This is a genomic window from Flavobacterium sp. CAN_S2 (assembly GCF_015752255.1).
Taxonomy (GTDB): Bacteria; Bacteroidota; Bacteroidia; order Flavobacteriales; family Flavobacteriaceae; genus Flavobacterium.
The window spans coordinates 188,366-213,030 of the sequence record NZ_JADOVA010000004.1; the positions used below are offsets into that span (position 1 = coordinate 188,366).

Annotated in this window: 19 protein-coding genes; 16 read left to right on the forward strand and 3 right to left on the reverse strand. The window is 35.1% G+C overall.

The annotated features are described in order from the left end of the window. Positions 1-54 precede the first annotated feature (54 nt). Together IWX80_RS12645 and IWX80_RS12650 are read right to left on the reverse strand one after the other, a co-directional pair. Positions 55-1,575, reverse strand: coding sequence for a MauE/DoxX family redox-associated membrane protein (locus IWX80_RS12645; protein ID WP_196853735.1), 1,521 nt, complete (start codon positions 1,573-1,575; stop codon positions 55-57). A gap of 218 nt (positions 1,576-1,793) precedes the next feature. Further along, complete coding sequence (locus tag IWX80_RS12650; protein WP_113637231.1) at positions 1,794-2,081, reverse strand: hypothetical protein; 288 nt, start codon at positions 2,079-2,081, stop codon at positions 1,794-1,796. A gap of 660 nt (positions 2,082-2,741) precedes the next feature. Here IWX80_RS12650 and IWX80_RS12655 point away from each other — a divergent pair. From IWX80_RS12655 to IWX80_RS12720, 14 genes are all read left to right on the forward strand, one after another. Next, a complete protein-coding gene (locus IWX80_RS12655; RefSeq protein WP_113637225.1) occupies positions 2,742-3,131 on the forward strand; it encodes a plasmid mobilization protein in 390 nt (129 codons plus the stop codon). Continuing rightward, positions 3,119-4,435: a relaxase/mobilization nuclease domain-containing protein gene (locus IWX80_RS12660; protein ID WP_113637222.1), complete on the forward strand. Its 1,317-nt coding sequence runs from the start codon at positions 3,119-3,121 to the stop codon at positions 4,433-4,435. The genes IWX80_RS12655 and IWX80_RS12660 overlap by 13 nt, the downstream gene beginning before the upstream one ends. A 17-nt stretch (positions 4,436-4,452) precedes the next feature. Next, positions 4,453-6,435 (forward strand): conjugal transfer protein MobC, encoded by a 1,983-nt coding sequence (gene mobC, locus IWX80_RS12665; protein ID WP_196853736.1) that lies wholly within the window; start codon positions 4,453-4,455, stop codon positions 6,433-6,435. A gap of 191 nt (positions 6,436-6,626) precedes the next feature. Next, positions 6,627-6,851 carry a hypothetical protein gene (locus tag IWX80_RS12670; RefSeq protein ID WP_196853737.1) on the forward strand — a complete coding sequence of 75 codons (225 nt, stop codon included), beginning with the start codon at positions 6,627-6,629 and terminating at the stop codon, positions 6,849-6,851. Between the two features lie 57 nt (positions 6,852-6,908). After that, the gene (locus IWX80_RS12675; protein ID WP_196853738.1) at positions 6,909-7,634 is read left to right on the forward strand and encodes a hypothetical protein; all 726 of its coding nucleotides are present in this window, start codon (positions 6,909-6,911) and stop codon (positions 7,632-7,634) included. Between the two features lie 351 nt (positions 7,635-7,985). Continuing rightward, positions 7,986-9,548 (forward strand): type I restriction-modification system subunit M, encoded by a 1,563-nt coding sequence (locus tag IWX80_RS12680; RefSeq protein ID WP_196853739.1) that lies wholly within the window; start codon positions 7,986-7,988, stop codon positions 9,546-9,548. Further along, positions 9,548-10,828 (forward strand): restriction endonuclease subunit S, encoded by a 1,281-nt coding sequence (locus IWX80_RS12685; RefSeq protein WP_196853740.1) that lies wholly within the window; start codon positions 9,548-9,550, stop codon positions 10,826-10,828. Before IWX80_RS12680 ends, IWX80_RS12685 begins: the two co-directional genes overlap by 1 nt. A gap of 2 nt (positions 10,829-10,830) precedes the next feature. After that, entirely contained in the window at positions 10,831-11,454 is a 624-nt protein-coding gene (locus tag IWX80_RS12690; protein WP_196853741.1) for a hypothetical protein, read from the forward strand. Between the two features lie 27 nt (positions 11,455-11,481). Then, a complete protein-coding gene (locus IWX80_RS12695) occupies positions 11,482-12,225 on the forward strand; it encodes a hypothetical protein (protein ID WP_196853742.1) in 744 nt (247 codons plus the stop codon). Positions 12,226-12,238: 13 nt separating this feature from the next. Further along, positions 12,239-15,118, forward strand: a complete 2,880-nt coding sequence (locus IWX80_RS12700) for a type I restriction endonuclease subunit R (RefSeq protein WP_196853743.1) — start codon at positions 12,239-12,241, stop codon at positions 15,116-15,118. 143 nt (positions 15,119-15,261) lie between these two features. Beyond that, a complete protein-coding gene (locus tag IWX80_RS12705) occupies positions 15,262-16,476 on the forward strand; it encodes a J domain-containing protein (RefSeq protein ID WP_196853744.1) in 1,215 nt (404 codons plus the stop codon). Positions 16,477-16,671: 195 nt separating this feature from the next. Beyond that, the gene (locus IWX80_RS12710; RefSeq protein ID WP_196853745.1) at positions 16,672-17,334 is read left to right on the forward strand and encodes a TIR domain-containing protein; all 663 of its coding nucleotides are present in this window, start codon (positions 16,672-16,674) and stop codon (positions 17,332-17,334) included. Positions 17,335-17,361: 27 nt separating this feature from the next. Continuing rightward, the gene (locus IWX80_RS12715) at positions 17,362-17,526 is read left to right on the forward strand and encodes a hypothetical protein (protein WP_196853746.1); all 165 of its coding nucleotides are present in this window, start codon (positions 17,362-17,364) and stop codon (positions 17,524-17,526) included. A gap of 251 nt (positions 17,527-17,777) precedes the next feature. Next, on the forward strand, positions 17,778-18,869 hold the full coding sequence (locus tag IWX80_RS12720; RefSeq protein WP_196853747.1) for a Fic family protein: 1,092 nt from the start codon (positions 17,778-17,780) through the stop codon (positions 18,867-18,869). 651 nt (positions 18,870-19,520) lie between these two features. On the opposite strand, the gene IWX80_RS12725 is transcribed toward IWX80_RS12720, so the two are convergent. Beyond that, positions 19,521-20,285, reverse strand: coding sequence for an XRE family transcriptional regulator (locus tag IWX80_RS12725; RefSeq protein WP_196853941.1), 765 nt, complete (start codon positions 20,283-20,285; stop codon positions 19,521-19,523). A gap of 88 nt (positions 20,286-20,373) precedes the next feature. On the opposite strand from IWX80_RS12725, the gene dinB reads away from it, so the two are divergent. After that, on the forward strand, positions 20,374-21,555 hold the full coding sequence (gene dinB / locus IWX80_RS12730) for a DNA polymerase IV (RefSeq protein WP_196853748.1): 1,182 nt from the start codon (positions 20,374-20,376) through the stop codon (positions 21,553-21,555). Positions 21,556-21,559: 4 nt separating this feature from the next. After that, positions 21,560-24,637 carry a DNA polymerase III subunit alpha gene (locus tag IWX80_RS12735; RefSeq protein ID WP_196853749.1) on the forward strand — a complete coding sequence of 1,026 codons (3,078 nt, stop codon included), beginning with the start codon at positions 21,560-21,562 and terminating at the stop codon, positions 24,635-24,637. Positions 24,638-24,665: the final 28 nt, after the last annotated feature.

Here is a 24,665-nt window from a genome sequence, read left to right on the forward strand (position 1 = left end):
TTTCGATCTTTTTTCCTGATACTGGCCGGTATTTTTTTATAAATGAGAATGTGTTCACATTCCATTTATCATTTCTTTTCTAAGAATGTCTTTCAATTCGTAAATTTTTAAATTGGTACCAAGAATCACATACAAATGGGTTTTCGTAACAAATAGAGATTGTAATTTATTCTCCTTGACACCAAAAATTGGAAAGCTTAAAACATAGGTGTTCTTTTTTAGATTGTAGACGTCAATAATAGCGGCTTGTTTCCACATGGCATCATCCTCATATAATCCGGGAACCTTCGATTCAACAAATAAAAGGTTACTTTTTGTAGCAGTGTTTGCATTTACGATAGCGGGTGGGGCAGACATTTTTCGTTGCGAACCTTCTTTCAGATAAGCTACTTTAATCTTAGCATTTGATATGGTGTCAATCGTATGTTGCCTTTGTTGTAAGGTTCCATTTTTATCCGCTAAAATAATTTCATTACGATAGAAATAAACATAAACTATTCGACCTAATTCAGCATTAAAAAGCAACATCCCATCGGTATCAAAAATACCATCTATTTGTTTTTGCAATAGAGTAGGCAAATACTCAACTTTAGAAGATTGATTCGAGTTAAAAATACCAAGAATATGGGCGGCTCCTAACCCCGTATTATTTCGAAAAACTATTCTAGTACTATCGATAGGTTCTGCTAGTGTAAAATTAGGAACTCCTTTTAACTCCTCTGTAATTTTCCAATCTTCAATGCTGCCCTTAAAAATTCTGGGCACACTTCCATCTATTAGAAAAAAGTAGTTACCTCTGACTAAAACTTTTACCGAGCGAAAAGGAAGATTCCTATTTTTAAAATCAATTTCAATTCCTTTTACTGCTTTAAAACTAGAATCTATTGATAGTATGCGAAGTGGGTCTGTATAATTACCAAGATACATAGTGCCTTGGTTGTACCCTGAAAAATAGTAGGAATTAAATTTTAAATCTACCGAATGAACCAGCTCAATAGAGCGTCGGATATACCGCCTAACGAAAGGATTTTTTCGTTGCATTAAATCCTCTGAGGACAAAAAAAGAATAGTCATAATACCTACACTCGATACTATCGCGATAGAAATACTTTTAACAAGAGGCTGTATTATTTTAAATCGTGTATTTTCAATAATTATTTGATTTTGCCAAACCAAAGCTACAACAGCTAATCCAACAAATGCAACGTTAAAGACAAGATGGGTATTCCAACTCATTTTTTCCAATATACCGCCGCAAGAACAAGGAACAAAAGCACTAAAATTCAGCACAATAAAAATATAGCTTGTAAACAAGGTCATTAAACTTAGCGAGGCAAAAAGACCTAAAATACGCCACTTTGGAATTGCCAGTACTACCACTATTCCAAGTTCCATTATCGGAACTAATCCAGATACCCACCAAGCAAAAGCACTTAATAACGGAGACTGTCCCAATTGAACTTGAAAATTTTCAAAATCAAGTAATTTACTGACCGCTGCGTATATAAATAACAGAACGTATAAAAGACAAATTAATTCAACGGCAACACGCTTGATTTTGTTTAGTTGTTTCATAATTCTATAGTTTTTTAGTATACTGCTATTTTAATTAAATCCGTTACATTAGCTACATCCAAAACAAATTTAGGTACGTTATTTTAAAGATAGCGTGTCTGAAACAAGCCAATAGTTTTCAGAAATAAGCCATTTTATCCTTTTAGAAGAACAATAAAAAAAAGTGCTTACCACTATTTTGTTTGGTAAGCACTTCATTTTACTTTGAGCCGCTTATGCTATTTACAAGCTGCACTTAAAGTAGTAAGCTTTTGATTCAATTCTACAATTCCAGCTTTTTGAAGACACTCTTCAGCTACATTCTTAAGCTCTGATAACCCTTCTTTCGACAGGCTACCTAATACTCCTGAAACATCATTTTCCACTGTCATTCCCCGCTCAATAACATGATGCAACAACAGTACATTTTTTCGTGAAATTTTCAAGTCAATTTTCACCATCTCATTCATCCCAGGCGTGCTCAATATCGTATCAAACACTTTAGCCACATCATTTGTTGTCAGCATAATTTTCACATTTTAATTAATAATTTACTGTTACAAAGGTATAAAGGGACGTATTAACTTTGATAGGCGAAATATACATATGATAGGTAAGATTGCTACCGCTTACTTAACTTCGTATCTGATTCAAATTTTCAACTTAAAATTTATGGTACCAGATGCTGTTTTTTCTTTAAGACAAGAGCCAAAAACCTTCCTAAAAATAGTCAGGACTTTGTCTCTTTTAAGTCGAAATATTGCTTTGAAAAAGCACTTTCTAAATCAAAAATTTTGAATAAAACCGATTTGGATTTCGGAGGTCCAAAAGTTCAAAATTTTGCTTAGCGTGCCTTTTCCTTGAGTATTATAAATAAAGACAATACATAGACTTTGCAAAAACTGTAACATTTCAAAAATTATAGCAGTAGGCTTTTACACGCTCCGAAATACTGTTTTTACTATCTCTGATTTTAAAAAGTTGCTGTAAATAAGAAATCAGCTTTTTGAGCATTTTAGAACTATTTAAAATTCTAATAGACATTAAAGTCTCCGAAAGATTGCCACGTTCCTGCAATCGGCAAGATGTCCGGTTGTATCACAACCGATATCTTGCTGCCTATTCACTCGGGACTCGTGGGCAGTGACACTTAAAGATTAAAAGAGTTTGAAACACAAAAATGATAGATGATGGAAGAGCAAAAGAACCGAACAAAGTGGCTTCATCTGCGGTTAACCCCTGATGAATATCAAAAGATAATGAAGGAGTTTAATAAATCAACCTGTCGAAAAATAAGCGATTACGCAAGAAAAAATCTTTTACACAAACCTATCGTCAATACCTATCGAAATCAATCCTTAGACGATTTTATGGCGGAAATGATTCGTTTAAGAGGAGAACTTAATGCTATAGGAAACAACTTTAATCAGGCTGTAAAAAAACTTCATACGTTACATCAGATTATAGATTTTAAGCACTGGCTCATTAGCTACGAATTGGAAAAAAAGATTCTTTTTAATAAGGTGGATGAAATCAAAAAACACATTCAAAAATTTGCAGAATCATGGTTGCAATAATCAAAACTGGTCATTCCATAAATCGCATTTTGAACTACAATGAAAATAAAGTTCAGCAGGGTGTAGCAGAATGTATTGGCGCTGGAAATTATCCAGTCGATATTGAAAAAATGGTCTTTACAATCAAACTAAACCGGTTCGTGAAACAAGCGGATTTAAATGAAAATGTGAAACGGAACAGCGTACATATTTCGCTCAATTTTGATGGGACTGAAAAAGGAATTCCAAAAGAGAAACTAATGGAAATAGCGGATACTTATATGGCGAAAATTGGTTTTAGAGAACAACCCTATCTGGTGTATCAGCACCATGATGCGGGACACCCTCACATTCATATCATTTCCCTAAAAGTCAGGGAGGACGGTAGTAGAATTGACATGCAGAATATTGGTCGGAATCAATCTGAAAAAGCACGAAAAGAAATTGAAACAGCGTATGGATTGGTTCCAGCGGAGAAGCATAAACGAGAAAAAGAATTAGGAATAAAACCTGTTGATACCAACAAAGTGGAATACGGATGTACTGAATCCAAACGGGCCATAACCAACGTCTTGGATAAAGTGATTCAGAATTATAAATACACCAGCCTGCCAGAATTAAATGCCGTTTTGAAACAGTATAACGTTGCAGCGGACAGGGGAAGCGAAAATTCAAGGATTTTTCAAAACAAAGGGTTAGTGTATCGCATACTAGATCAAGGTGGTAATAAGGTTGGCGTCCCAATTAAAGCGAGTGACTTTTACAGCAAACCAACACTTAAATTTTTAGAAGATCGCTTTATTGAAAATGAAAAAGGGAGAGCACCCCATAAATCAAGAATAAAAAATACTGTTGATATTGCATTATTGAAGAACAAAAAAATTTCAATTCAGGAATTGGCAAAAATTGTAGAAGCGTCTGGAATCAAAATGGTTATTCGGCAAAATAAAGAAGGTTTAATTTACGGTATTACGTATGTGGATCACCAAACTCAATCTGTTTTTAATGGAAGTGCTTTGGGGAAATTATACAGTGCAAAAGCCATTCAGGAGCGTTGCAATTTGAATGAATTTGTTAATCAAAATACAACTGTTTCCACCGTTAAAAAATCCGATGAAAATTCCTTGAAATCAGACTCTAAAGAAGTTGGGCATATTTCTGTTGATCAAGATTCTAAAAAAAGTATAACGGGTGATGATGGTAACGTGATGTCAAAATTTGTTAACGCACTTACACAGTCGGAACACGATTCCTCCTACTTGCCCAATCAACTAAAAGGCAAGAAGAAAAAAAAGAAACGAAAAGGACAATCTGATAATCAATAAACGAAACCATTATGGCTATGCAAACAGGCGAAAACGAACAGGCATTACGAAAAATTCTCGATATGACCCGACTCATAAGTATTGTACTTTTACTCCTCCATTTTTATTATTACTGTTATAGCGCCTTCAAAGAGTGGGGCTTTGTTAGTGCCTTTAGTGATTCTATTTTAGGTAACATAAAGCGTACGGGATTGTTTTATTATTTTCATAAATCCAAGATTTTTACTTTGGGATTATTGTTGATTTCCTTACTTGGAGCAAAGGGCCGCAAAGACGAAAAACTAAATCATAAAACAGCTATTGCCTATATCATAACAGGTGCATTAATTTACTTTATGAGCTACCTGTCGCTATTGGTAAAAACAGATAATACTGCAAAATCAATTGTTTATATCGGTAGTACGACTATCGGATTTTTAGTAATGCTTTCGGGAGGTACCTTACTCTCACGGATTATAAAAAACCGGTTGAATAGCAACGATATTTTCAATAAAGAAAATGAAACCTTTCCGCAGGAAGAACGATTGCTGGAAAATGAATATTCCATCAATCTTCCGGCGCGGTATCATTTGAAAGATAAAGTCCGAAACAGCTGGATTAACATCATCAATCCCTTTCGTGCGTTGATGGTTTTGGGAACTCCAGGATCAGGTAAATCCTATTTTGTTATTCGGCATGTGATTACCCAGCACATTCGCAAAGGATTCACGATGTTTATTTATGATTTTAAATTTGACGACCTTTCAAAAATCACGTATAATACCTGGCTGAAATACAACCACCTCTATCCTATTCCACCACAGTTTTATGTTATTAATTTTGATGACCTGACACGCACACACCGATGCAATCCATTGGAGCCTTCCGCTATGACCGACATCACTGATGCAGCAGAATCAGCGCGAACTATATTATTGGGTTTAAACAAGGAATGGATCAAAAGACAGGGTGATTTTTTTGTCGAATCACCGATCAATTTTCTGACTGCGATCATCTGGTATTTAAGGAAGTACAAGGAGGGTCAATTCTGTACACTGCCCCATGTTATTGAGCTCATGCAGCTCGACTATGACAGCCTGTTTACGATATTGCGGACGGAGAAAGAAATTGAGGTACTTATCAATCCCTTTATCACTGCCTATCTAAACGATGCCATGGAACAATTGGAGGGACAAATTGCTTCCGCCAAAATTGCAATGGCCAGACTTTCTTCTCCCCAGTTGTATTATGTACTATCGGGAAATGACTTTACATTAGATATTAATAATCCGGCTGAACCAAAGATTGTCTGCATGGGTAATAACCCTCAGAAAATACAAATTTATGGTGCAGTATTGTCCTTGTATGTCTCACGCTTGGTAAAATTGGTGAATCAAAAAGGTAAACTCAAAAGTAGCCTGATCTTCGATGAATTCCCGACCATCTATCTCAACAATATGGATAGCCTAATTGCCACTGCACGAAGCAATAAAGTAGCCACTTGTTTGGGGATTCAGGACTTCAGTCAGTTGCGTAAAGATTATGGTCGCGAACAGGCAGATGTGATTATGAACATCACCGGAAATATTGTGAGCGGTCAAGTTACTGGTGACACCGCCAAGCAATTGTCAGAGCGTTTTGGAAAAATTATGCAGGACAGAGAATCGCTATCTATAAATAGCGGCGACACTTCCATCAGCCGTTCTAAACAATTAGAGTCAGCCGTCCCTCCTTCTAAAATTTCCTCTTTAAGTTCCGGTGAATTTGTTGGCATGGTTGCCGATGATCCTAACTGCAAAATTGATCTAAAAACGTTTCATTGTGAAATTGTCAACGACCATGAACGGCTAAAAAAGGAAGAAGAAAATTATACAGATATTGCCATTATTAGGAAGATTGACAACACTATAGTGCAACGAAATTATTTACAAATTAAGCAGGATATTCAAGAGATTATGCAATCTGAAATTGAGCGTCTTTTAAATGATCCGAGTCTGGCCTATTTGGTATTGAAGAAGTGAGATTGTCTACTTCCAATGAAAATAATATTTTTTATAGTGGTTTCAAAAACACTGTTAAACACCTATTCAATTCTTTTATTAGCTTCTTCCATGAGATGAGACTAAAAGCCTACGAACTCACTTTTTTACCGTTGGAGTATCATGAAGTATCACATAAGTTCGGCATAGTAGTATTTAAAAAAAACGACAATTTGTATTGTGATACCAAGACGTTGCAACAAGCAATTTTCATTATCATGCAAGACATTGTAGGAGAAAAATCGCTGTACCAAAACATCAATTTTGCGCAGTTGGAACAAGTACCGGATAACAAGGACGGGGTGATTAAATTGTACGATTTCCAATTGTTTCTAAGCAGTCTAAATGGTGATGAATTAAATAATTATTTTCTCAAAATGTGGGAAACCGTAAGATAACCGAAATTTTATACTATAGATTTGACGGGATATTTTTAATCTAAACCTCACTAACAAATGAAAAAATTTACTATTGCTTTAATTATTATCCTATCATTAATACCAAAACAAGCACAAGCACAAAATAATGGTGGAGCAGCAGCTGCGGTGGCCGGTGGTCTGTTAGCCATAGGAGCAGGAATTGCTGCCGTAGAGGATATGAAAGAAAGAGCCGAATTGACTGCTACCCAATATGTTTTAGCGAATCATCCGGAATTAAATAGTTTTTCATTAAAAACACTTGATTTTAATGGAAAAAAAACAAAAGATATGTCAGCTACCTCTGTTATTTCTTTTAAAATACAAGAATTTAGTCCATCCGACAATCCAAAACTGGATGGTAAAAAGCTGGTATTACTTGCTTTTACCAGCTACGGTTGGATCAGCGATCAAGGTATTGACTTTAATAAGGTAGAATGGTACTTGATTGACAATAGCGAATGGATGAATATGATGGTAGCCTATGCTAAAGTAGCTTCAAAAGAAAAAAGTGATGCAGTACTAAAGGATGCGTTAGCTAACGGCGTTGTAGTTAATAAAGGAATAAAAGCTAAAGGTAAATCTGAGATTCCTTTTTTTAAATTAGAGGGTGATATGTATTTGGTAACCGATTATTCTTCGGAAATGAAATTGATTTATAATGAAAAAACACTCGGAATATTTTTAAAAAAAACTCGTAATTTAGTGCAGATGGGAAGAGCTGCCGTTATCGATACACACGAGTTCTTATTTCAACAAAATTAAGGCTAGAAATATCTAGCGGTCAAAAAATGCAGCGGACTACCCTTTACACCAAATTAAAAAATAAGGCACATGCAGCATCTCCAATAAAAAGAAGCTGCAAGAGTCAATAAATAGTTAGGTTGCTCCTGTTAAAAAGTAAAATAAAGGAGACAGGCAACTTAAATATCACTAAAAGTGGGTATGGTAAAATTCTATAATACTTCGTTTATTTACACAAATACAATTAAAATAAAACAAACGGTATGGAATTATTGTAATTTAAAAATCACTTTAGGGGTTTCCTCTTTTGCCTTAATGAATTATTCAATACTTTAGCGGAAATTGCAAATCATTCAAAACAATAATCGCTTAATGGCAGCTGAACAAAAACAAAAATTAGAACAACAACTCTGGAACATTGCAAATACCCTACGTGGGAAAATGGATGCCGATGATTTTAGAGATTACATATTAGGTTTCATTTTCTACAAGTACCTAAGTACTAAAATGGATTTGTACGCCAACACCATATTGCAACCCGACGGTTTGACTTTTCAAGAAGTAATAGGACATCCTGACGAAGCACTCTTGATGCAAGAAATAAAACAATTGGCCATTGACAAATTAGGCTTTTTCTTGGAGCCGGCTGATTTGTTTTCAGAACTAGCGCGCAGAGGCAACGCAGGCGGAAAAAACAATTTCATCCTAGGCGACCTTGCCAAAGTACTCACGCACATTGAGCAAAGCACGATGGGATCTGAAAGCGAAGAAGATTTTGGCAACTTGTTTTCTGACCTCGATTTAACTTCTCACAAACTAGGAAAGTCCGAAGCCGATAAAAACGAATTGATCGTAAAAGTCTTGATTCACTTAGACGAAATTGACTTTGATTTAGAAAATACCGACAGTGATGTTCTAGGCGATGCCTACGAATATTTAATTGGTCAGTTTGCCAGTGGTGCCGGCAAAAAAGCAGGCGAATTCTACACGCCACAACAAGTCAGTAGCATCTTGGCACAATTAGTAACCGTGGGTAAAGACAAACTCAAGAGCGTCTATGACCCAACTTGTGGTTCGGGTTCCTTGCTGTTGCGTGTAGCCAAAGAAGTAAAAGATGTTAGTGCTTTTTACGGACAGGAAATGAATCCTACCACCTACAACTTGTGCCGCATGAACATGATCATGCACGATGTACACTACAAACGTTTTGATATTAAAAACGAAGATACCCTAGAACGCCCACAACATTACGATTTGCGTTTTGAAGCCATCGTGGCCAATCCTCCATTCTCGGCCAATTGGTCTGCGAGTTCGCTGCACATGACCGATGAGCGTTTCTCTGCTTACGGAAAACTCGCGCCAAGCTCTAAAGCTGATTTTGCTTTTGTACAACACATGGTGCACCAGCTTGACGATAACGGAACCATGGCCATTGTTTTGCCACACGGCGTTTTGTTTCGTGGTGGCGCCGAAGGACACATACGCCAATATTTGATACAAGAGAAAAACTACCTCGATGCCGTAATTGGTTTACCCGCCAATATTTTTTACGGAACCAGCATCCCAACCTGTATCTTGGTCTTAAAGAAAAAACGCGACAACCCAGATAATATTTTGTTTATAGATGCCAGCCAACATTTCGAGAAAGTAAAAACCCAAAACGTGCTGCGCAAAAACGATATTGATAAAATTATAAATACCTACGAAAACCGTTTACCAGAAGGGAAATACAGCCACGTTGCTTTATTAAGCGAATTAGAAACCAACGATTATAATTTAAATATTCCTCGTTATGTAGATACGTTTGAAGAAGAAGATGCTGTTGATTTAACTGCTATTACCAATGAATTGCGAGAATTGGCTGTTCTTACTAAAACAACAGATACAACAATTGAAGGTTTTTGTTCTGAATTAGGAATTGAAACCCCATTTTAATGAATACAGCAACTTTACACAGCGAAAAGAAAAAAATATTGATTCCACAATTGCGTTTTCAGGAGTTTAATGATAAATGGATGGTAAAAAAGTTTTCTGCTTTATTAAAAGAAGGACGTCTAGGAGGTAATTATGAAAATTCCGAATCTAACAATGGAATCCCTGTTATTAAAATGGGAAATTTAGGAAGAGGTGAAATAAATATTAATAAAGTCCAGTTTTTACCTGAGGATATTGAATACAATAAAGAAGATGTTTTAATAAAAGGAGACTTATTATTCAATACAAGAAATACTTTAGAATTAGTTGGAAAAGTTTCGATTTGGAGAGAAGAATTGCCTTTCGCACTTTATAATTCAAACCTAATGAGAATGAAATTTAATAATGAAATAGAAACATCAAATGTTTTTATGAATTATTATTTCAATACAAAAAACTCAATAAATCAATTACGACGTTTTGCTACGGGAACAACAAGTGTAGCGGCTATTTACGGAAAAGATTTAAAAGGTTTCAATGTTGCTTTTCCCACACTTCCCGAGCAACAAAAAATAGCTTCTTTTTTAAGGGCGGTCGATGAAAAAATACAGCAATTGTCCCGCAAAAAGGAATTATTAGAACAATATAAAAAAGGCGTCATGCAGCAATTGTTCTTTGGTAAATTAAGGTTTAAAGATGAGAATGGAAAAGATTATGCAGATTGGGAGGAGAAAAAGTTGGGAGATATAGGCACTTTAAAAAATGGTTTAAATAAAGATAAAACGGATTTTGGATTTGGTTCACCTTTTGTTAATCTTATGAATGTTTTTGGTAAATCAGAGATATATAATCAAGAATTTGACCTTGTTAATTCTAACGAAAAAGAAAAAATATTATATAATGTTTTAAAAGGGGATGTGCTTTTTATAAGGTCTTCTGTTAAACGTTCTGGAGTTGGTGAAACAGTAATTGTTCAAGAAGATTTATTAAATACAGTTTACAGTGGTTTTTTAATTCGCTTCAGAGACGATAGAAAATCTCTCGCTCAAGAATTTAAAAAATATTGTTTTTCATCTCAAAGTTTTAGAGATGAAATTCTATCATATGCTACATCAAGTGCAAATACGAATATAAATCAAGAATCTTTAAATAAGATTAATGTTAAACTTCCATGTATCCAAGAACAACAAAAAATCGCCAATTTTTTATCGGGTATCGATGCTAAAATAGAACAGGTCAATGGGGAATTGGTAAAAACGCAATTATTTAAAAAAGGATTGTTGCAACAACTATTTGTGTAATTATGAGGAGAAAAATTATAGATTATATTGTTGTAGAGGTTAGAAAAGATCCAAATGAATATAACCAACATTATTCCCCAACAAATAAAGGGGAAGCTCTTAAAATAAGCTTAAATATAAAAAATATTGAGAATGAAATATTAATTCAGGAGAACAAAAAAATACTTTCCCAGGAAGTGATTAAATACATTGATAAACTTTTGAATATGGTTGAAGATTTTTCAACTTATAAAGTATCTGAGAGTGATGATTTATTTTATCAAAATAAATTTAATGCTTCGCATCCAATTAGAAATATAAGGTATTTTGATTATTTTGATGAAACGGAGGATGAATATTATAGAATAGAACTTAAAAAAGAAATTCTAAATAAGGAGAATGAAATTGCCAAAATTGCTAAAAAAATTGCCTCGACCAAAATTGAAATTCAGAGGCTCAAAATTAAAGAAAGTACAATTATAGAAAATAGTCAAAATCTCGATTTTGAAACTTTTCGCACTGATTTTGAAAAAAGTGTCATCTATTATTTAGAAAAAGGATATGAACTTCAAGGTGGGGTTTCAATTTCAAAAAGAGACTCTTTTGATTTTATATATTGTCAGGCGATGGTTAAATACGAGGATTAATAATTTCGGTATATAAAAGGATAAAGTATGAAAATTCTAGGCTATTCAGAACGTGGTATAATCAATTCTTTGATATTCTCTATAGGTGAGGATAAAGAGTTAATGGGAGAATTTATCAATAAAATAACATTAAACGAACCTTTTAAATTAGGAAAACCGGATAGGTACACTGTACTTTTAGAACAATCCTTTTCAGATTTTGGTGATGCAGATTTGGTAATTATCATTCATTACAAAGATGAAAAAATCGAAAAGGCAGAAGACAAAATAGTATTATTTATTGAAGGAAAAGTAAAAACATCGGGTAGTAACTGGATTATAAAAACTCAATTTGATAAGTACTTTCAAAAGAAAGAATATAAAGGTTATTCATCCAACTTATTCTATCAGCTTTACTTTAAAAAACAACTAATTGACAATTGGCCAGAAATAAAAAAACAGATTGAAAAAGATAAAATAGATAAAAAAGGTGAAAAGCTTGAAATCAAATCCTTTTTTAGAAATAGGAAAATAGGAAACAATCCTATTGTTGAGAAAGCTTTTAATTTAATTGAATGTAAAGAAGCCTACTATATTGGTATTATTCCGACACTTCAAGAAGATATTAATAAATTTAATGATAAGATAGATTTTGAAATGAGTTTTCTTTCTTGGGAAAAAGTTGAGGAATTTTGTGAAGAAAATAAATCAAAACACCCTAGTTTAGAAAAAGTAATAGAAATATTTGATTACAATGATAAACAGATATATAATCGAATAAAAAAGGATTAATAATTTAATAGTCATGAGCCATCAATCCGAAGCCACATTAGAGAACAACTTAATCAAGCAATTGATTGGTTTGAACTATGCCTCTGTCAAAATTCAGGATGGAGACGCCTTAGTTTTCAACCTTAAAAGTCAGTTGGAAGTTTTTAATGAAACCACTTTTACAGTCAAAGAGTTTGATGCCGTTTTGAATCATTTGGCCAAAGGCAATGTCTTTGAAAAAGCCAAAACACTTCGGGATCGCTTTCAATTAACTAAAGAAGATGGCACTTCGTTTTACGTTCGGTTTTTTAATGCAGAGGATAACAGCAAGAATTTATATCAAGTTACCAATCAAATATCATTAGAAGGTAGCTACAAAAATCGTTTTGATGTCACACTTCTAATCAATGGTTTGCCATTGATTCAAATAGAATTGAAGCGCTCGGGCATTGAAATCAAAGAAGCTTTTAATCAAATCAATCGCTACCAAATGCACTCGTTTTGGAGCAACCACGGTTTGTTTCAATACGTGCAATTGTTTGTCATTAGCAATGGTGTCAATACGAAATATTTGGCCAACAATAAATTGCAATCGGTCAAACAAACCTTCTTTTGGGCCGATGCCAATAATAAAAACATCACAGAATTACCCGAGTTTACAGCTGCTTTACTAAATCCAAACCAATTGGGTAAAATGATAGCACATTACATCGTGATTAACGAAACCCATAAGGTGATGATGGTGTTGCGTCCGTATCAATTTTTTGCTACCGAAGCCATTATTCACCAAGTCAAAAACTCAAATGACAACGCATACATTTGGCACACCACAGGATCGGGTAAAACCCTAACTTCGTTCAAGGCCAGCCAAATTTTGATGGAATTACCCGAAGTCTACAAAGTCGTTTTTGTAGTGGACAGAAAAGATTTGGATTACCAAACTATGAATGAGTTCAACGCTTTCAAAAAAGACAGTGTTGATGTTACTAATAATACCCAATCGTTAGTAAGACAATTGACTGACAATACAAAGTTGGTTTTGACCACCATTCAAAAATTAAACAATGCCATTTCGGAACGGTTTTCGGGCAAAATAGAAGCTTTACGACACAAGAAAATCGTTTTTATATTTGATGAGTGTCATCGTTCACAATTTGGAGAAACACACGACCGAATTACTAAATTCTTCGAGAAAAGTCAGTTAATCGGTTTTACAGGAACACCCATTTTTGCCGAAAATGCATCTAAGAATGATTTAGGAAAACGTACCACAAAAGATTTGTTTGGCAATTGCTTACACAAATACGTCATTACAGATGCGATTCGGGATCAAAACGTTTTGCGTTTTGGGATTGAATATGTTGGGAAATACAAGAACAAGAGCAATGCTTTTATTGACATAGAAGTAGAGGACATTGACAAGCAAGAAGTACTAGATTCTGAAAAGAGAATCAATAAAATTGTAGATTACATCATTGCGCATCACGATCAAAAGACGTTCAATAAAGATTATTCGGCACTTTTAGCAGTAAGTAGTATTGATAATGTGATTCAGTATTACGACCTTTTTCAACAAAAGAAAGATGCTGGAGCACACGACTTACGTATTGCTACTATTTTTACATATGGTACCAATGAAGATTCAGAAGAAGCACAAGATTATTTACCAAGTGATGAGGTTGACTTTGATGTTTTAGCGGAAAAGCCAACGACCTATCAATCCAAACACACCCGTGACAAGCTAGAAAAATACATTGGTGATTACAACAAAATGTACAATACTAGTTTTTCGACTAAGGACAGTCAACAGTTTGAGAATTACTTCAAAAATATTAGCCAACGATTAAAAGATCGAGAAAAAGAAAATTTCAATCATGAGAAAGACCGATTGGATATCGTGATTGTCGTGAATATGATGCTTACGGGTTTTGATGCTAAAAAAGTAAATACAATTTATGTAGATAAAAACTTGAAGCAACACGGTTTGATTCAGGCCTATTCTAGAACCAATAGGATATTAGGAGAGCAGAAATCACAAGGAAATATTTTGGCTTTTAGAAACCTTAAAAAAGCGACTGACGATGCCATAACTTTGTTTTCGAATAAAGAGGCTGTGGAAGTAGTGACCATGCCAGATTATGAGGCTATTGCTGAAAAATTTGATGAAGCCTTAAAACTTCTAAGAGAAATTACACCCACATATCAAAGTGTAAACGATTTAAAAAACGAAGAAGAAGATGCGCAGTTTGTGCAAGCGTTCAGAAAATTGATGCGAGCCATGAATGTATTACAATCCTACACTGATTTTGATTGGGAGGATTTAGGAATTAATGAGCAAGAATACGAGGACTACAAAGCCAAGTATTTAGACATCTACCAAAAGGTGAAGCAGGATACTGAAAAGCAAAAAACATCAATTCTGGATGACATTGATTTTGAATTAGAATTAATTCATACCGACCAAATCAACGTGGCGTACATCCTAAAATTGTTAGCGCAACTAAAAGGCGAAAAAACACCAACCGTTGCTGCAGCCCAAAAGAAAGCCATCATTGATTTATTGGGTGGCGACATTCAGCTACGAAGCAAACGAGATTTAATCCAAAAATTTATTGATGAGAACATGCCCAACATCAAAGACGGTGATTCTATTGAAGATGAATTTGAAAAATACTGGCAAGATCAAAAGGTCTTGGCATTAGGCAAACTCTGCGAGGAAGAACATTTGGATAAAGCACAATTTAAATCCTTAATAGATGCTTACATCTACAGTGGTCGAGAACCCATAAAAGATGAAGTCTTTCAATGCTTAGACAACAGACCTAGCATCCTGCAAGCCAGAACCATTGGCGATCGTATAATCGCTAAAATGAAAGAGTTTGTGGAGGTTTTTGTGAAGGGGATGATGGCTTAGAATGAATAAGTCTAATATTGTCAGATCAATCGGTAAGTTATAGCCGATGGTATAGCGGAATTAAGAATCTAACGTGATTTTTAAGACAAAAAAAACTTAAAGTTGTAGTATGAAAACAGCTTTTTAACGAATTAAAAGTAAAGATGGTGTTTAAAGATTATTATAAAATACTAGGGGTTGCAAAAAATGCTACTTTAGAAAATATCAAAATTGCTTATAGGAAACTAAGTAAAAAATTTCACCCCGATTTAAATAACGGTGATAAATTCTTCGAAGAAAAATTTAAAGAAATTCAAGAAGCGTATGAAATTCTTTCTGATATCTCAAAAAGAAAACATTATGATTATATCAACGATACTACTATAAATAATAGAGAATATGACGAAAACCTTAGAAAAAAAGAGGATGAGTTTAGAAAGCAAGAAGAAGATTTCTTAAAAAGAGAGGAAATAATAAGACAAAAAGAAGAAAAAATAAGTGAAACAGAAAATCTCATAAAAAACAAAGAGTCATCTAGTACATATAAAGTTCTAATCTTTTTTTTGATTTTAATTTTATTTGCTGTACTATCCACTGCTTATAATTTAAACCAAAAAAATAATACAACGAACACAAGAATAATTGAAGAAACAACAAATGACAACATTAATAATGAAGTTAAGTCATCGATAAGTGAACCAAACGTTTTAAATGATAAAAGTATTAATGATAAAAATATAGAAGCTAAATCCTTGATAACAAACAACTCCGTTGGTTTTTTTAAAATTGGAAATCCTTGGAAGAAAATTGCAAAATATGAATATGAATTCCAATTTATTCAAGGATACGGTACTTGCGTTGACGCTGCTTGTGACGGAGGTTTTGATTTAGGGAAGAATTTAGTTATTGATGAAGATGGATTTGTAGAAAACCCAGAGATAACTATAGGCGCATTGCTTTTTAAAAGAAGTGAATCATTTGATGACGAAAATGAGCGTAATAAATACATAAATAGGAAAGATGTCTTTTATATTTCTTCTAGTAATCTGAGTGCTTGGTATTGGGGAGACAAAATAAGTTATTTAATAATTTTATCAGACAAATTTAGTACTAAAGAAGGAATTGGAGTTGGTGTAACCTTAGAAAAAGTAGATGAAATATTGGGTAATTTAGAAATAGAAATTGGTTGGCTAGAAGAAGACAGAAATGCCGTTCAAGTAAAAATTAGTTCGTACCCCGATATTAGATTCATTTTAGATGTAGATGATGCTGTTGGCGGATATGAAAAACTTGGTACTCTTGGGCAGAAAGCAATAATTTCTGACTTTAAAAAAAATACAAAAATTAAAAGAATAATTATCAATTCTAAATCAAACTAATAAAATTTTAAAATTGAGAAATATTTTAATAAAAGACTTTAGAAAAAGATAATAAATAAAATCAGTGGCTATTACATACGCTACAAGTAATTTAGGGATTTGGCTTAATGGAAAAATTGCTTTGTATTTGAAAGATTTGGCAAATCTAAAGGTAGTATCAGAACGTATATGGCAAGCAATAAAAAAACGGAAACTATGAATTCAAGTTACTATCAGAATCAAATAAATAGAATCGAGAAAGAAATTGCAGATCTTCATAAAAAAATTGCTGACGAAAGTAAAAAGGAAAATGATAAAAATAAACAAATTGATTCCGTAAATAAGTCCATTAATAAAAGTACATCTATTTCTTCTCTGCAAAGTAAACAAAGACAAATACAAGTCTATCAGAATGATATTTACAACTGTAAAAAGAAAATTGCAGAGCATCAAAAAAAGATTGCAGATAAATCTGTCGAGCTAGGAAAGAAAAAGCAAGAGTTAAGAAGATCAGATGAAACTGAATTAAAAAAACAAAATAAACAACAAGAAGATTTTCAAAAAAGTTTGCAAAGAAAAATCGATGAACAAAAAATACAGTTAGATACTTTAATTAATCAGAACTTTTCGTCAAAGCAAATTTCAGAAAACATAGAAATAATAGAAGATAAAAAATATGATTTTTTTATTTCACACGCTTCCGAAGACAAAGATGATATTGTAAGGAGTTTAGCTGATTCACTAAAAGAAAATGGATTTGAAGTTTGGTACGATGAATTTGAATTAAAAATTGGAGATAGTTTAAGAAAGAAGATTGATTCGGGTCTTATAAATTCAAGATTTGGAATAGTTATTATTTCACCTTCTTTTGTAAAATAGAATTGGACAGAATATGAATTAAACGGAATGGTTGCCAGAGAAATGAATGGACATAAAGTTATTTTACCTATTTGGCATAAAATTTCAAAAGACGAAGTATTGAAATTTAGTCCAACTTTGGCAGATAAAATGGCCTTAAACACTTCAATTCATTCTACACAAGAAATAATTGACGCATTAAAAGAACTATAAATCTAGCCACCAGCACCTATAACAACTGATTTGGGCAATTGCCTTAATTGTAACTAGGTTTTTGTATTTGAAAGAGTGGCCAAATCCGAAAACGGCGTAATTTAGTTCCAAACTTACTGTAGCCTCTGAATTGTATGCGGTGAATAATCAACTTATTCACCGCATTTTTGCTACGTATTAAAATTATTTACACCGCAAAATTACTTTCATACGGTAATTAAACGCTATATTTACCGCAAAAATGCGGTACTATGTATATTTATCAAAAGAAAGAGTGGCCAAATTTTACCTGGGATGCAGCTATCATTACGCCACTACTTGGGAAAGTAAGGCATCAGCAGGGAATTATACTGGGTGTTATGCAAGGGCTTGGCTTTCGTCTACAAGAAGAAACGGTCCTGCAAACACTGACTCTTGATGTAATTAAATCAAGCGAGATTGAAGGGGAGCAACTAAATCATGATCAAGTACGATCTTCAATAGCAAAACGACTAGGTATCGAGATTGCTGCTGCTGTTCCTGCTGATCGTAATGTAGATGGTGTTGTCGAAATGTTGCTAGATGCTACACAACGTTATGAAGAACCGCTCGACGAGGAGCGTTTATTTGGATGGCATGCAGCCCTTTTTCCAACAGGTAGAAGCGGAATGTATAAAATTAAAACTGCGGACTGGCGAGATGGTGTGATGCAAGTAACATCGGGTGCAATGGGGAGAGAAATAGTTCATTTTGAAGCACCTGTAGCAGATAAAGTACCCCATGAAATGGATGTCTTTTTTAATTGGTTTAATGATGAACAATCATTTGATCCTGTATTGAAAGCGGCTTTTGCTCATTTATGGTTTGTTACCATACATCCTTTTGACGACGGAAACGGTCGTATTACTAGAGCAATTACGGATATGCAGTTAGCACGAGCCGATCATAGTAAAAAGCGATTTTACTCCATGTCAGCACAAATTCAAATTGAACGTAAAACATATTACAGCATATTAGAAAAAACGCAAAAAGGAGATCTGGATATAACTGATTGGTTAGAATGGTTTTTGAACTGTTTGTTGCGTTCTATGAAGCAGACAGACCAAACTATTGCCATGACTTTAAAACGTGCTCAATTTTGGGAAATTAATCATTCTATTGATTTTAATAATCGCCAACAGAAGGTTACTCAAATGTTGCTAGATACTTTTTTTGGAAAACTAACCGTTTCTAAATACGCAAAGATAACTGGCATTTCTACTGATACTGCGCTAAGGGATTTACAAGATTTAATAACTAAAGGTATTTTAGTGCAAGAAGGTGCAGGAAGAGGTACAAGTTATAAATTAATTGATATAACTTAAATATCTGTTATTAAGGGAATTGACTTAAGTACTAATTGATATTATTTGAGTGCAATTTTTGAAAGAAAGAAATTATTAATTGATGTTGATGTCAAGTTATTTGCTCAAAAAACTTGACATTTTAAATTGAATTATTTAATGGATTTATTTGCCCAAGTAATTTATGACTTCGGTTTTTAATTTTTTTTGTGGTCATTTTTTCATCTAGTAAAAGAGGAAATAGATAAGAATTGATGGATTTTTGGTTGTAAACTTTTAATAGCTCGAGCGAATTAACCCGCTGCTTAAAATCCAAATGTACCCCGCTGCTGCACGAATCCTTTCGTGTAGTTCGTGATTAAAGAACAAAGATTTGAGGATAAAAAATATAATGCATTGAAATTAAAAATTTAAAAAGACATTCGCGCGGAATTGAATTCCGTGTCCATTACATGTTGTAAAAACTAACGTCTCATAAATCCCACGTTAATAACTATTTCTTCACATTTCCTAACAACCAATTTCAACCTTCTCAAATTTTGTAAAATGAAACTACGAAGCCTGCATAAAACTCCAACACTGTAATTTTACTTCCATGACTATTCTTCAGCTTTAAATTGCTCTCTCTTAAGCTTCCTGACTTCGGTAGTCCTTTCTAACAATAACCTAAATTTAAAGCTTAATTTTCAAATCATTAATATCTCTTTTTAACTCTAAAAACATGTCTTTTACACTTGCTGTTTCCGTTACTTGCTGTTTTTCGTCGGTGAGTCCAATGTTACATACGTATTCCCAAATTTCAAGTATAGCGGAAACCTTGACTTCATAAGGAGGATAAAAACTGTTGTCTGACGCTACAACGAGTGCATTCATTTTGTTTTTATTCAATCGCTTGTACACCATACCTTCATTCTTGGTGATCAGTATGTAGGTCTTGCCATCCTTGACATCTCCTAACTTTTCAATATACCGTCCAACAATGATGGATCCATTTTCATGTGGTGGCATCGAATCACCTTCCACCGGAAAACCCCTATGCTTTCCAGATCCCAAAAAAGGCAAAGAAATTTGCTGCAGATTTTCTATATATTCCGGATCGGCATACCCATTCAAATACCCGGCTTTTACTTTCTGTGTGACAACTTCTATAAAATTTTCTCCCTTATTATCTACAGTAATTGGTAACACCAATCTGTTATTTTCCAATTGTAACAAATCATCTACCGGAATTTTTCGAACATCCACAGATAGCAACAGGTCTATACTGATGTGATAGTAATGCGCTATTTTCTTCAATATTTCATACGGGGCTTCCGAGGTTCCGTCTTCATATTTGACGTACCTGCCCCTGGTTATCCCTAAGGATTCCGCCAGCTTTTCTTGCGAAATTTTATGTTGTACCCTAAGGTTCCTGATGTTGTCGGAAAATAAAGACATAGGTGTTTTGTTATAATTTGTAACAACAAATATAATCAAATTTGTTAGTATCTGTACTAATTTTGTACCGTATAAAAAAGAAAAGAAGATGGAAAGAGCAATTGTACACATGGATTTAGATACATTTTTTGTTTCCTGTGAAAGACTGGGAAATTCAAAACTGGAGGGAATCCCTTTGATTATTGGTGGTGGAGATCGTGGTGTTGTCGCTTCTTGTTCCTATGAAGCCCGAACTTTCGGAGTGCGTTCCGCAATGCCTATTAAAATGGCACTCCGCCTCTGCCCTCAGGCAAAAGTGATGAAGGGCGATATGGAATTGTATTCCAAATTATCGCATGACGTAACCGAAGTGATTCAAGAAAAAGCACCAATTGTAGAAAAAGCCAGTATCGATGAATTTTATCTCGATATTACCGGAATGGATAAATTTTATGGGGGTTACAAATGGACCAACGAACTGGCACAATCCGTTACTAAAGAAACAGGATTACCAATAAGTTTTGCATTATCAATTAACAAAACGGTTTCCAAAATTGGTACTGGCGAAGCCAAACCAAAAGGTAACTTAGAAATACCCGAAAATAGGGTGCGGTCTTTCTTAAATCCGCTTTCAATTCAAAAAATTCCTATGGTGGGCGAAGTGACGTTTCAGTTGTTATCCCGAATTGGAATACGTACCATTCAGACCCTCTCTGAAATGCCTGCTGAAGTATTACAACGGATGATTGGCAAGAATGGCATCGACATTTGGAAGAAAGCCAATGGTATTGATAACAATCCGGTGGAACCCTACACGGAACGAAAATCCATTTCAACGGAACATACTTTTAGTCAGGATACCATTGATATTCCAAAATTAAAATCAATACTGATCGGAATGGTGGAGAAATTGGCTTTTCAATTGCGCTCCGAAGAATGGCTGACTTCCACTGTGGTGATCAAAATTAGATACTCCAATTTCGACACCGAAACCAAACAATGCAAAGTAGCCTATACCTCAGCCGATCATACGCTAACCAAAACAGTTACCGATTTATTTGATAAAGTCTACCAGCGTCGCATGCGACTTCGTTTAATCGGAATTCGTTTCAGTGGGTTGGTTCGTGGAACCTATCAGATCAACTTATTTGAAGATACCGAAGAAATGCTGTCACTATACCAAGCGATGGATAAAATGAAAACACGCTATGGATTTGATGCGGTAATGCGATGTGCCGGGGCCACCTTTAAACCCAACAACAAATCGGAAATTTTAAAACGTAAATTATAATCCCATGTACCTCAACTGTCATTCTTTTCATTCCCTTCGCTACGGCACCATTCCGCTGTTGGATCTTATCCAGCAGGCTGTTGTTTGTGGGGTAAAAACAATGGCATTAACGGACATTAACACGGTTACCGGTATTTATGATTTTACAAAAGCCTGTCATGAGGTTGGTATAAAACCGCTCGTGGGTATTGAATTTCGCTCCAACCATCAAATGCGATATATCGGTTTGGCTAAAAATGCCAATGGGCTCGCCGAAATGAACCGCTTTCTGACCCAACATAATTTTGAAGGTACTTCCTTGCCTTTGGCAGCTCCTTCATTTAATAACGTCTGTATTATTTATCCTTTCGAAAATAAGCCAGCGGAATTAAAAGACCATGAATTTATAGGTATTACTCCCGATCAGCTTCCCAAATTATTTCTTCAAGAATGGAATTCTTGGCTTAGCAAAATGGTGATTTTACAATCTGTTACCTTTCGAACTAAAAGAGAATTTAACCTGCATAAAATTCTTCGAGCTATTGATACCAATGTGATTTTGTCCAAATTGACTGAAGCCGATTATTGCAAAACATCTGAAGTAATGATTCCTTTGGAGGAATTGCTTTCGAAATTTGAAGAGTATCCGCAAATTATTACAAACACGCAGAAAGTGATGGATCAATGTCATTTTGAATTTGACTTCAAAACGCCCAAAAACAAAAAATATTATTCTGGAAGCAGGGAAAGCGATATGCAGCTTTTGACCAAGTTGGCTCATGAAGGAGTATTAAAAAAATACGGTGCCGATAATCCGCAAGCTTTAGCAAGAGTCGAAAAGGAATTAAAGGTGATTGACCAATTGGAATTCAGCGGCTATTTCCTCATCACTTGGGACATCATCCAATACAGCATGAGTCAGGGCTTTTTGCATATCGGTCGGGGTAGCGGTGCCAACAGTATCGTGAGTTATTGTCTTGGTATCACCGACATCTGCCCTATTGAACTCGATTTGTATTTTGAACGCTTCCTGAATGTGAACCGCAAGAGTCCCCCCGATTTTGATATTGACTGGTCTTGGAAAGAACGCGATACCATTCTCCGATATATTTTTGACACTTATGGTGCAGATCATGTTGCTTTCTGTGGAACTAATGTGGAATTTAAGTACCGCTCCATATTTCGGGAAGTGGGTAAGGTTTTTGGATTGCCAAAAGAGGAATTAGATGCTTTGGCGAAAAACCCAATGGCATTACATGATAAAAATCAAATCGTAAAGCTAGTGCAGGAATACGGCATGTTACTCGAAAAATACCCCAACCAACGCAGTATGCATTCCTGCGGTATATTAATCTCAGAAGAACCCATTACCAATTACACGCCTCTGGAAATGCCTCCGAAAGGATTTCCAATAGTGCTATTCGACATGCACATTGCAGAGGATATTGGTTTTGAAAAGTTCGATATTCTGAGCCAGCGTGGGATTGGTCATATCGATGACAGTGTAAAATTAATCGAGAAAAATCAGGGGATTAAAGTCGATATCCGAGATACTGCCATATCAAAAAATGAGGCGAAGGCGAATCATTTTCTAAGCCACGGAAAAACCATTGGATGCTTTTATATCGAAAGCCCCGCCATGCGTGGCTTATTGCGCCGACTGAAATGTGATAATTACAAAACTCTAGTAGCGGCCTCCTCCATTATCCGTCCGGGTGTCGCCCAATCGGGTATGATGAAAGAATACATTTTCAGGCACAACCATCCGGATCGTTTCGAATATTTTCATGACGTTTTTAAGGAACAACTTGGAGAAACGTATGGGGTTATGGTCTATCAGGAAGATGTAATTAAGATTGCTTTACATTATGCAGGACTTCCCGCAGCCGATGGCGATATTCTGCGTCGGGCCATGAGCGGGAAAGGACGCTCCAAATCAGCATTGCAAAAAGTAAAAGACAATTACTTTGCCTGCTGTGCCCAAAAAGGACATCCGCTTAAGTTAAGTGAAGAAATATACCGACAAATTGAATCTTTTGCTGGCTATTCCTTTTGTAAGGCGCACTCCGCTTCTTACGCTGTCGAGAGTTACCAAAGTCTTTATCTTAAGGTCCACTACCCTATTGAATTCATGGTAGCAGTAATCAACAACCAAGGTGGTTTTTACCGCACCGAAGTCTATGTTCATGAAGCTAAAATGTCGGGGGCTACCATTCAGAATCCATGTGTAAACAAGAGTGACTATGAAACTACGGTATATGGTACCGATGTCTATTTGGGTTTTATGCATCTGGAAGGTTTGGAAAGTAGATTAGCGTATTTTATAGTTAAACAACGTGAGGAACGGGGCGAATTCATTTCTTTGGAAGATTTCATCAACCGCATTCCAATAGGTATCGAAGGCATACAGATTTTGATTTTTATCGGAGCGTTCCGCTTTACGGGAAAAACAAAAAATCAATTGCTGGTGATTGCCAGACTTATTCTGGTCAACTTCAAACCCGAAAACAGAAATCTAATGCTGCTGCAGGAACCTATCAAAGACTATGAACTGCCCATACTTGAACGCTCTCCTTTTGAAGATGCTTTTGATGAAATCGAACTGCTGAGTTTTCCAGTTTCCTGTACTCCATTCGATTTGTTGCAGACCAAATATCGGGGGGACGTAATGGCGAAAGATTTATTAAAGCACCATAAAAAAACGGTGAAGATGTTGGCCTATCTTATCTCCAGAAAGCACGTGCCCACCAAAATGGGTGCCATGTATTTTGGAACATGGGTCGACATCGAAGGGGAATATTTCGATACAGCACATTTTACTAAAAGTTTGGAAAAATATCCGTTCCAAGGCGGTGGCTGTTATCTGCTCTTAGGAACTGTAGAAGTGGACTACCACTTTCCTACTATTACTATTTCCAAAATGGCAAAAATGCCCTTCATCCCAGATCCAAGATATTCAAACACTTCTGATAGGCAATATAAAGTGCACGAACAAATTCGGGAAGATGTCAGCATGACCCAACGGGCACCATATCCTCAGGAACATGAAATTAACCTGCCGAGGCATAAAATGGAAGTAGGTGCAAAAAAAGAGTCAGTTTGACCATTTGACGGTTGGAGACTAAGCAATC

Excerpts from the sequence above, each read along its gene's own strand:
- IWX80_RS12645 (WP_196853735.1), bottom strand. The coding sequence starts at position 1,575 with ATGAAACAACTAAACAAAATCAAGCGTGTTGCCGTTGAATTAATTTGT.
- IWX80_RS12650 (WP_113637231.1), bottom strand. The coding sequence starts at position 2,081 with ATGCTGACAACAAATGATGTGGCTAAAGTGTTTGATACGATATTGAGC.
- IWX80_RS12655 (WP_113637225.1), top strand. The coding sequence starts at position 2,742 with ATGATGGAAGAGCAAAAGAACCGAACAAAGTGGCTTCATCTGCGGTTA.
- IWX80_RS12660 (WP_113637222.1), top strand. The coding sequence starts at position 3,119 with ATGGTTGCAATAATCAAAACTGGTCATTCCATAAATCGCATTTTGAAC.
- mobC (WP_196853736.1), top strand. The coding sequence starts at position 4,453 with ATGCAAACAGGCGAAAACGAACAGGCATTACGAAAAATTCTCGATATG.
- IWX80_RS12675 (WP_196853738.1), top strand. The coding sequence starts at position 6,909 with ATGAAAAAATTTACTATTGCTTTAATTATTATCCTATCATTAATACCA.
- IWX80_RS12680 (WP_196853739.1), top strand. The coding sequence starts at position 7,986 with ATGGCAGCTGAACAAAAACAAAAATTAGAACAACAACTCTGGAACATT.
- IWX80_RS12685 (WP_196853740.1), top strand. The coding sequence starts at position 9,548 with ATGAATACAGCAACTTTACACAGCGAAAAGAAAAAAATATTGATTCCA.
- IWX80_RS12690 (WP_196853741.1), top strand. The coding sequence starts at position 10,831 with ATGAGGAGAAAAATTATAGATTATATTGTTGTAGAGGTTAGAAAAGAT.
- IWX80_RS12695 (WP_196853742.1), top strand. The coding sequence starts at position 11,482 with ATGAAAATTCTAGGCTATTCAGAACGTGGTATAATCAATTCTTTGATA.
- IWX80_RS12700 (WP_196853743.1), top strand. The coding sequence starts at position 12,239 with ATGAGCCATCAATCCGAAGCCACATTAGAGAACAACTTAATCAAGCAA.
- IWX80_RS12705 (WP_196853744.1), top strand. The coding sequence starts at position 15,262 with ATGGTGTTTAAAGATTATTATAAAATACTAGGGGTTGCAAAAAATGCT.
- IWX80_RS12710 (WP_196853745.1), top strand. The coding sequence starts at position 16,672 with ATGAATTCAAGTTACTATCAGAATCAAATAAATAGAATCGAGAAAGAA.
- IWX80_RS12715 (WP_196853746.1), top strand. The coding sequence starts at position 17,362 with ATGGTTGCCAGAGAAATGAATGGACATAAAGTTATTTTACCTATTTGG.
- IWX80_RS12720 (WP_196853747.1), top strand. The coding sequence starts at position 17,778 with ATGTATATTTATCAAAAGAAAGAGTGGCCAAATTTTACCTGGGATGCA.
- IWX80_RS12725 (WP_196853941.1), bottom strand. The coding sequence starts at position 20,285 with ATGTCTTTATTTTCCGACAACATCAGGAACCTTAGGGTACAACATAAA.
- dinB (WP_196853748.1), top strand. The coding sequence starts at position 20,374 with ATGGAAAGAGCAATTGTACACATGGATTTAGATACATTTTTTGTTTCC.
- IWX80_RS12735 (WP_196853749.1), top strand. The coding sequence starts at position 21,560 with ATGTACCTCAACTGTCATTCTTTTCATTCCCTTCGCTACGGCACCATT.